This is a genomic window from Sphingobium sp. (assembly GCF_003248505.1).
GTDB lineage: Bacteria > Pseudomonadota > Alphaproteobacteria > Sphingomonadales > Sphingomonadaceae > Sphingobium.
This window is the reverse complement of the sequence record NZ_QFOA01000114.1, coordinates 1-7318: the sequence shown is the minus strand read 5'-3', so window position 1 is coordinate 7318 and position 7318 is coordinate 1. Positions and strand designations below refer to the sequence as shown.

5 protein-coding genes are annotated in these 7318 nt (G+C 62.2%); 1 reads left to right on the top strand and 4 read right to left on the bottom strand.

The genetic code is table 11. The annotated features are described in order from the left end of the window. Positions 1–83: 83 nt before the first annotated feature. Genes mobF through DI606_RS18890 form a run of 3 tightly spaced genes read right to left on the bottom strand, consistent with a single transcriptional unit; the run spans position 84 to position 5139 of the window. Complete coding sequence (gene mobF / locus DI606_RS18900) at positions 84–2861, bottom strand: MobF family relaxase (protein ID WP_293985432.1); 2778 nt, start codon at positions 2859–2861, stop codon at positions 84–86. Continuing rightward, on the bottom strand, positions 2858–4861 hold the full coding sequence (locus tag DI606_RS18895; RefSeq protein WP_293985431.1) for a type IV secretion system DNA-binding domain-containing protein: 2004 nt from the start codon (positions 4859–4861) through the stop codon (positions 2858–2860). Before DI606_RS18895 ends, mobF begins: the two co-directional genes overlap by 4 nt. Then, positions 4858–5139: a hypothetical protein gene (locus DI606_RS18890; protein ID WP_293985429.1), complete on the bottom strand. Its 282-nt coding sequence runs from the start codon at positions 5137–5139 to the stop codon at positions 4858–4860. Before DI606_RS18890 ends, DI606_RS18895 begins: the two co-directional genes overlap by 4 nt. Before the next feature lie 504 nt (positions 5140–5643). On the opposite strand from DI606_RS18890, the gene DI606_RS18885 reads away from it, so the two are divergent. After that, entirely contained in the window at positions 5644–5904 is a 261-nt protein-coding gene (locus tag DI606_RS18885; protein WP_293985427.1) for a hypothetical protein, read from the top strand. A 187-nt stretch (positions 5905–6091) separates the two neighbouring features. Here DI606_RS18885 and DI606_RS18880 read toward each other — a convergent pair whose 3' ends face one another. Further along, on the bottom strand, positions 6092–7075 hold the full coding sequence (locus tag DI606_RS18880) for a DUF2493 domain-containing protein (protein WP_293985426.1): 984 nt from the start codon (positions 7073–7075) through the stop codon (positions 6092–6094). Positions 7076–7318: the final 243 nt, after the last annotated feature.

Genomic DNA, 7318 nt, shown 5'->3' with positions numbered 1-7318 from the left:
GTAGCCAGCACGGCCCTGTCTCCGGGGGGGCGACATCATCTCGGAACGAAGGGGCGCAATCATCTCGGAAACGAGGGGCGGCTTCATCGGAATCGGCACTCTCGCTGATCGAGCTTACGGGCGAGCGCCCTCTCCTCTGCCTTCCGTCGTTCCACAACCTGTTCGAGCCTCAGACCCTTAAGGCGTGCGTCGTTCCGGGCGGCAAATCGCTTGCTGTTATCGCGCTCCAGTCGACCTAGCCCTTCGAGCGCAGATGTTTTTTCGCCGGAGCGCTCCTCCAATTTAGAGACGAGCTTCCTGGGATCTTCCGTCCAGAGTTTGACCCCGTATCTGGCCCGCGTGATGGCGGTGTAAAAGTTCTGCCCGTTGACAAGCGGGGACGCCACGGGAGCCAGTACATAGACCCGGTCATAGGTCTTCGACTGGGCGGAATATACGGTCTCGGCATAGCCATGGTCCCATGTGGAATGGCGCCCAAGATCAATCTGCTGCACCCGATCACCACGGTCCCACCGAACCGTCGCCACCATGCCTTCCAGCTTCTCCACCGTCCCCCGCTCGGCATTTTTGAGATCCAACTCCTTGGTCGCGAGCCGCCACTGGATGCGATCGCCTGCGGCAAGGTTGCGGTGCTCAGAGAGGAAGACATTGACCTGCGCCGCCTTGCTCGTTCGGGGGTCCCAATTGTGGATGCGTCCCTGTTCGTCAGCCAATCGCACAAGCTGCCGCCCCTTTGCATCGCGGACCACCGCAATGACCCGATATTCGCCGTCGCGCGCCAAGCCAGCACCAACCTGATCACGGTTGAATTTCAGGACCTGGCCACCGGAATAGAAGCGGGCCATCTGCTTTTCCTGATCGCTGAAGCCTGCGGGCGTCAGTACAGCAAGCCGGGTGTCCTCTGCGGCGACGACACCCTCTCTCTGCAAAGTCTCGCGGATCTGGCTGTTTACGATGAGGCGCGTCGCATTCTCCAGAACGAGGATGTTCGTGGTGGCCCGGCTTTCAGGCTTGAGGCGCGTCCATTCGGCAACAAGGCTCTTGGCAAGCTCCTCCGCATCAGCGCCGCTAACCACCTTATCGAGCTGCTCAAGCGAACCAGCATAATCACCGGCGCGGGCCTGCGTAACGGCAAGCTTCATCGCCTTTGTTTGCTGCCGCCGCGACTCGACCAACTCGGCGGTGGCCATGCCCAGCTTCTGCATGAGCCAGAATGCCTTCCCCTGTTCGATCGCGCCGGTCTGTCGATTGTCTCCCAGCAGGATGAGCCGCGCGCCGGTCGCCCTGCTGATCTCCAGCACGCGCAGCGCCTGGCGGTTTCCAAGCTGTCCAGCCTCATCAAGGATCAGAACATCCTTGTCGCTCAGGCCATGCCCGCCGCTCGCCAAAAGGCTGGCGACGGTCCGGGACGCAATATCCGCGCGATCACCCAGCTCAGCGGCAGCAGATGACGTCGGCGCAAGCGCGGTCAATACCATCCCTGAATGCGCCGCGTCCTTGAGCGAGCGCACCAGCATGGATTTTCCTGCTCCTGCCACACCGTGCACGGCTGTTATCCGGTCGCTCGATAATGCCATGTGGACCAGGGCCTGCTCCTGGGCAGGCGTCAGACCGGCGTTTTCAAGGACAGACAGCAACCGGTCGGCACTAGCGACCTGCCGGCCGTCTGCCAACGACAGGGCAAGGTGCTGGGTCAGCGCCTGTTCGAGCCTTACGGTCCTGCGGCTGGTTCGTCCTCGCGTGAGGATGGCGTCGCCCGTCTGTCCCCGCGTCGCCAGCAACTTACGGCGGCGCTCATGGTCGATCAGGAGCGGTCTCAGATCTTCGAAGCGGACCTCACCCACATGGGAAGCAAGGCCGGTCGCAATGAGGCGACCAAGGGGGTTTACGGCCTCCCGCCCCTCCGATTGTCTGATGCCGAACAGGGCCGCCCGGGCTGCGTCGGCGGCCTCCACCGGAACGGGTCGCTCGCCAGCCTCCCTGGCTTCGGCGAGGATAGCGCCAAGCGCCGGTTCATAGCGTCCGATCCGCATTTGCCATCGATCATGGAGCTCGCTCAGCCCCACTTTCACCTTTGGCCCGCGCGTCTCGTAGAAACTCTGGCGGCGCGCGGCCTGTCCCGAAAGGCCATGCTGAGCGGCATGGGCGTTGATCTGCTCGGCGCGCTGCGACATCTCGGTGATCAGCGCGTTTGGCACCCCCCTGATCTCGAACAATCCCCGCCGGGGATCGAAGTCGATCTGAAATCCATACTCCCTCAACTGGTGAGCAAGGGCGTTCCGGTATATCTGTCCGCCCGCCATCTGCTCGGCATACATGGCCCGCGTTTCGAGACTGGCCATCGGGTCGCCCGGACCGCGGTTTGTCATGTTGAGGATGACAACATGGGTGTGGAGATGGGGGTCGAGTTCACGGCTGGCATGCTCGGTAAAGCGTGCCCAAAGGAGCCGGCCGGTTGTCTCATGGATGATTTTCCCCTCCTCCCGGCGACGCAGCTGGGCATGTTCCTCAAGATAGGAGAGCGCCGCGTCGACGGCCTTCTCATGCGCAGCGATTAATCTCTCGTCGCCAAGAGCCAGCGCCATGATCGACACCGATTTGGGCGCGCTGATCGCAAAGTCCCACCCCGGATGGTGGTCGATCCCTTCCGATCGCCGACGCCCCAACTGCTGGTCTGCGACCGCACCGCTGAGAAGCGCCTTGAACTGCGCGGGATCCACTTCTCCGCGCAGCCTCAGTTCGCCCGCCATCGCGCCACCCCAGGAGGAAGTCTCCGCCTCTCCCTTCGTATAATAATCCCCGACGGTGTAGTAGCGGGCGATGTTGCCTGGGGTGCCCTTCAGGCGGCGCGGATGCATCATGCCGGCCTCGCATCGTCTCGCTGGCCGTTGGACCGGCTATGTTTGTGGAGGTTGAAACCACTTCTTGGTCCAAGGAGCTTGGGCGGATCGACAATCGGGGCGTCCCCTGCCGGTTCCGACACGTCGTTGCCTTCATCGGTGAGCGGCTCATCGGGTGCCGGCTCTTTGGGGGAATTGCTCGCCAGAGGCAGCTCCGGCTCAGATACCGCTTTCTTCTCAGCCCGACGACGCTTCCGTTGCGGTGGCGTCTCAGGCTGAGCCGGATCGTTGCTGTCATCGAAACGCTTGGCTGGTTCGGTTCGCTCAACGAATGCCGGCTCGATCGTCGGCAGGCCATTATATCGATCCCGGAAATGGACGACGGGCAGGTTTCTCCCGAACCGGAGGAAGCCCGACAGGTTGGGAAGGTTCGTAACCTCGGTGTGCATGACCAGCGGACGGGTGACCTGCATGCGGGAGAGATTGACGCCGTCCCGCATGTCGTTGACCCCATAGGACATGCCCTCATTGGCCTCCACCTGCTCGACCTGCCCTAAATTCTCCGAGACATGCTTCGCCGTGGGTGTGTCGTTCGCTCGTAGCGCGACCCAGGTCGAGCAATAGCCGGTGATCGCCGCCGCATCCTGGATGCCATAGGTTGCCTCCAGCTGGGGATAGGACTGGCATCCCAATATGCCGCATCCGCCATATTTGCGGGCGCGCGCCAGGAAGTCACTGAGCGAGGGCAGCCGCTGGAGCGTCGGCAACTCATCGATGACACAATAGAGCCGCCGCTTCTGGTCAGGCGGAAGGCTCATGATCGCGCTGATCGCGATGTCGAGCCAGACCGTCACGAGTGGCCGCAGGGAGGGGAGCTGATCGGCTTTGACCGTGATGAACAGCCAGCTGTCATCCTCTTCATTGGCGACCCAGTCGCGCACCGAGAAACCATCCAGTGTGTCGTCCAGATAAGAGAAGCTGCGCACGACGGAAGCCAGCTCGGCGCGAATACCTGCGGAGGTGCGGTCCCCCTCCATGGAGATGAACGCGGCGGCATCGGTCCCTTCTGCAAAGGCGGCCAGCGTCTTCAAGGGGCTCCGAAGCAGGGTGTCGAGCAAGACAGAAATCAGCATTTGCCTGTTCTTGGCAAGTTTGCGGAAGACAGCGACCAATGTGCCTCGCGCCGCCTTCGTCCAGAAGGGGTCGCCGCCCTTGTCCGGTATCGTCGACTCCGCGATCTGATCATAATGATAGTCGCGCGGCACATCGACCCAAGGGGACCAGCTATCCGCTCGGGCGTCGAGCGGGTTCAGCAATATGTCGTGTCCCGGCCGGTAGAATTTCTCGACGAAGGTGCCGGCTGTATCGAACACGATTGCCCGGCGCCCCTTCCCGCGCATCCCCGCCAGCATCTTGACGATGATGTTGGTCTTGCCCGTTCCCGGCGCCCCGCAGATCAGGATATGCTCAGGCTCAAACTCGGCCGGGACCGGTACGCCGCCGATGGCGAAACTTCCCCGCCGCGAGCGCCACAGCAGACGGCGCAGTTGTCGGGCTGTGCCGAACCGGGCGCCCCGAATGAACTGATTGGAGCCGAGTCCCTTCCCGGTTCGGGTGAAATAGAACCAGGCCCAAAGAAGCATGACCGCGGCGAAGGCACCTGACAGGGCAGCCCCATAAATCAGATGCTGCTCCATCGCCTGCATGGTCTTTTTGGCGATGGGAGAGGCCAGCAGCATGTCCGAGGTCGTCCAATATTGGCGACCAGCCGGGGTCCTGAAAAGGATCGGCGCGCCGCCCGGCACATCGCTCTTCAGCGTAGCTTCGGCGATCTTCATCGCAACGAAGCGCTGATAGTCGCTCGATTTTTCGAGGACATACCAAATGATGCCGCCAACCCAGATGGCGAGGCCCGCAAGCGAGGTCTGGAAGAATACTTGGGTGGTCATCCTCACATTGTGAACGATGGCCTGGCCACCACGAGTCCAGGAGCCCAGCGTGTCGTTGCGAAAGATGCTCATAGCGCACCATCTTCGGACGCGAGTAGCCCCCGTTCGAGGAGTAGAGCGCGGGCATCATCCATGCCCTTCTGGAGAATATCGGGGCGTCGCGTTCCGACCGAAGCGGCCAGAATGGCGAAGACTTGGATGAGGGTCGCCTGCACCTCATCGAAGCGACCATGATAGCCGCCGGCATCGACCCCTTCGAACCGATCGAGGATGTCGCGAACATATTCTGGAACGCTGAGCCGCGCCGATCGGGCGCCGGCGACGAGACGCCCATGGAGGGCGTCCTTCAATCTGATATTGATCCTGGGCAAGCGCCGAACTCCTGTTCGTTGCCTGTCCAAATGGGGTGAAGCCAGGCCTCTATACCCGGAATTTCAGGCGATCTCAATGCCTTACATTCAGGCAGCAGGCACCCACATGGTGCCAAATCTTATCAAAGACTTAGCCCCGCATTGTTCCCGGCCGGTGACCATCTGGTGCCAATTCCCGCTGAGAAAGGCGACACCGGCACCAACGGGCACCGGGCCAAGACCCGCAGATATCCTTGCGATTCGCGCCCGCAGCACCCGTGCGTACGGTGCATTACAATACGCCATGGGCGTGCGTCCCCTCTTCGCAGCGGGCTCGCCCCGCTGCGCTGCCTCGTGCCGGAAGGCGCGGGGCAGCCCGGAGGGGATTTCCTTTCCTGCGGAACGCAGTAGCAGCAAATCGATCTGTGCAACAGATTGCATTCATCGCGATGATCCTCGATATTGTGGTCGGCGGGCAGACCATCCAATGTGAAAGGATGATCAATGCCCAAGTTGAATGACCGTGATCGGCTCGCAGACCTCGAAGCGCGCCAGACGAAAATAGCGCAAGAGATCCTTGACGCCCGCCGCGCTCTGCGCGGCAAATATGCCTCCATCATAAGCGACATGGAGGTAGAGAAGCTCAGCGAAAGAGACTTTCGCGACCTGCTTCAGCAGGCGATCCGGGTGGGTGGGCCAGCCGCTATCGCTGCATTGAAAAGCCTTGCGCCAGCCTCAAAATCCCAACCGGAAAAGCGCCCATAGGGCGTCCCTGCGACGAGCACGGCGAAGCCGCGCGCAGGAGGCCCGCGTTCCAAGGAATGCGGCATCGTTGCCCGACGGGACGGGCGCGCAGCGCCTGTCCTTGAGGGAAACGACATAGAGCGACAGACAAAAAAAAGCGGGAGCTATCGGACCCGCGCCCGACAGCTCCCGCATATCCTTCGTCGCTTCAGTCAGCCCAACGCGAAGGGCCGCCATAGAGTGAGAGTAACACCGGCGCGACACCGATGGAACGCATCACCCTCACCAGCTGAGCCTGGATGCCGCTCCCTTCAGCGACGATGGCCTCGACTGGCCGCAACCGCGCAATCTGGTCGTTGCGCACGAACCCGGCGCGATTTCCCCAGCGCGCTTTGTCGATGCCCAGTTTCACCACCGGCGTCCTGGTCTTTGCCGCCCACGCCTCGGCAATTGCGTCGCCGCCGCTATTCTGGGCCGTGGTCAGAAGCACCATTTGCGGCCGGGTCGCCTTGGCCCTCGACAGTGCCTTCCAGATCGGCTCCGGGTCCGCCCACTGACTTCCGCCGGAGAAAACCACCAACGGTCCTTCGGGGTGATGCTGTCCGATCCGGCGCTGGCGTCGCGCCGCGAGATAGTCCGTCCCGTTGATGACGCTGGCAGTTCGCTTGGAAGATACCAACGTCGCCCTTGGCGCCGACCAGGGCCTGCCGGTCTCGTTATGATAAACCGCTGCGGCATGGTCCCGCATGCAGGCCAGAGCGTCTGCAGCCTCGTCGAGAAAGGCCAGCTCCTCATGCGCGCGCTCCAGCTCCACGGCGTGGATTTCGCTACCGTCAACCTGCCGGAGAAGATCGCGCATCTGCCTTGCCGCGCCATCGGCTTGTCCCGCTGCCTGATCGCTCACCCGATGGAAACTGTGAACGATGCCCCACGCGATGCGCCCTGCCACCTTCTCCAGCCTGCTATCCCGTAGAACGTCGAAGAGCGTCGTCACGATCAACTCGACCGCGAACTGGACTTGCGTCGCATCGGGCATGTGCCCTGCGCGCTCTTCGTCGTCCCGGCTCACCCTCACGCCATCAAGGTCCGTCTCGAATGCGGCGAGAAAGCTGTCGGACGTAACCGCGCTCTCGTCGGCAATGAGAGCGGCGATCTCGGTGAAGCTACGGACGGAACGGAATGCCTTGGTCATGAAAACCTCCTATGATTGAAAGAGGTTTTCCCCCCTGCACGGGCTCCGAGTGACGGGGTCAAGGATCAGGGCGCAGCCCCGACCGCGAAGCGGCGATGGGGGTCACGATTTTTTTCGGCACGCGTCGGCCAAGTATGAACGGGCTGCCGCCTGCCTGCCGAAAAAAATGGTGGGGCCCCGTCGTCCTTGAGGCCGGCGCTGTCCCCGTGCCATGCTTAAAAGACTTGAGAGAAGAAGTGTGGC

Coding starts and splice junctions, on each gene's coding strand:
- mobF (WP_293985432.1), bottom strand. CDS start 2,861: ATGATGCATCCGCGCCGCCTGAAGGGCACCCCAGGCAACATCGCCCGC.
- DI606_RS18895 (WP_293985431.1), bottom strand. CDS start 4,861: ATGAGCATCTTTCGCAACGACACGCTGGGCTCCTGGACTCGTGGTGGC.
- DI606_RS18885 (WP_293985427.1), top strand. CDS start 5,644: ATGCCCAAGTTGAATGACCGTGATCGGCTCGCAGACCTCGAAGCGCGC.
- DI606_RS18880 (WP_293985426.1), bottom strand. CDS start 7,075: ATGACCAAGGCATTCCGTTCCGTCCGTAGCTTCACCGAGATCGCCGCT.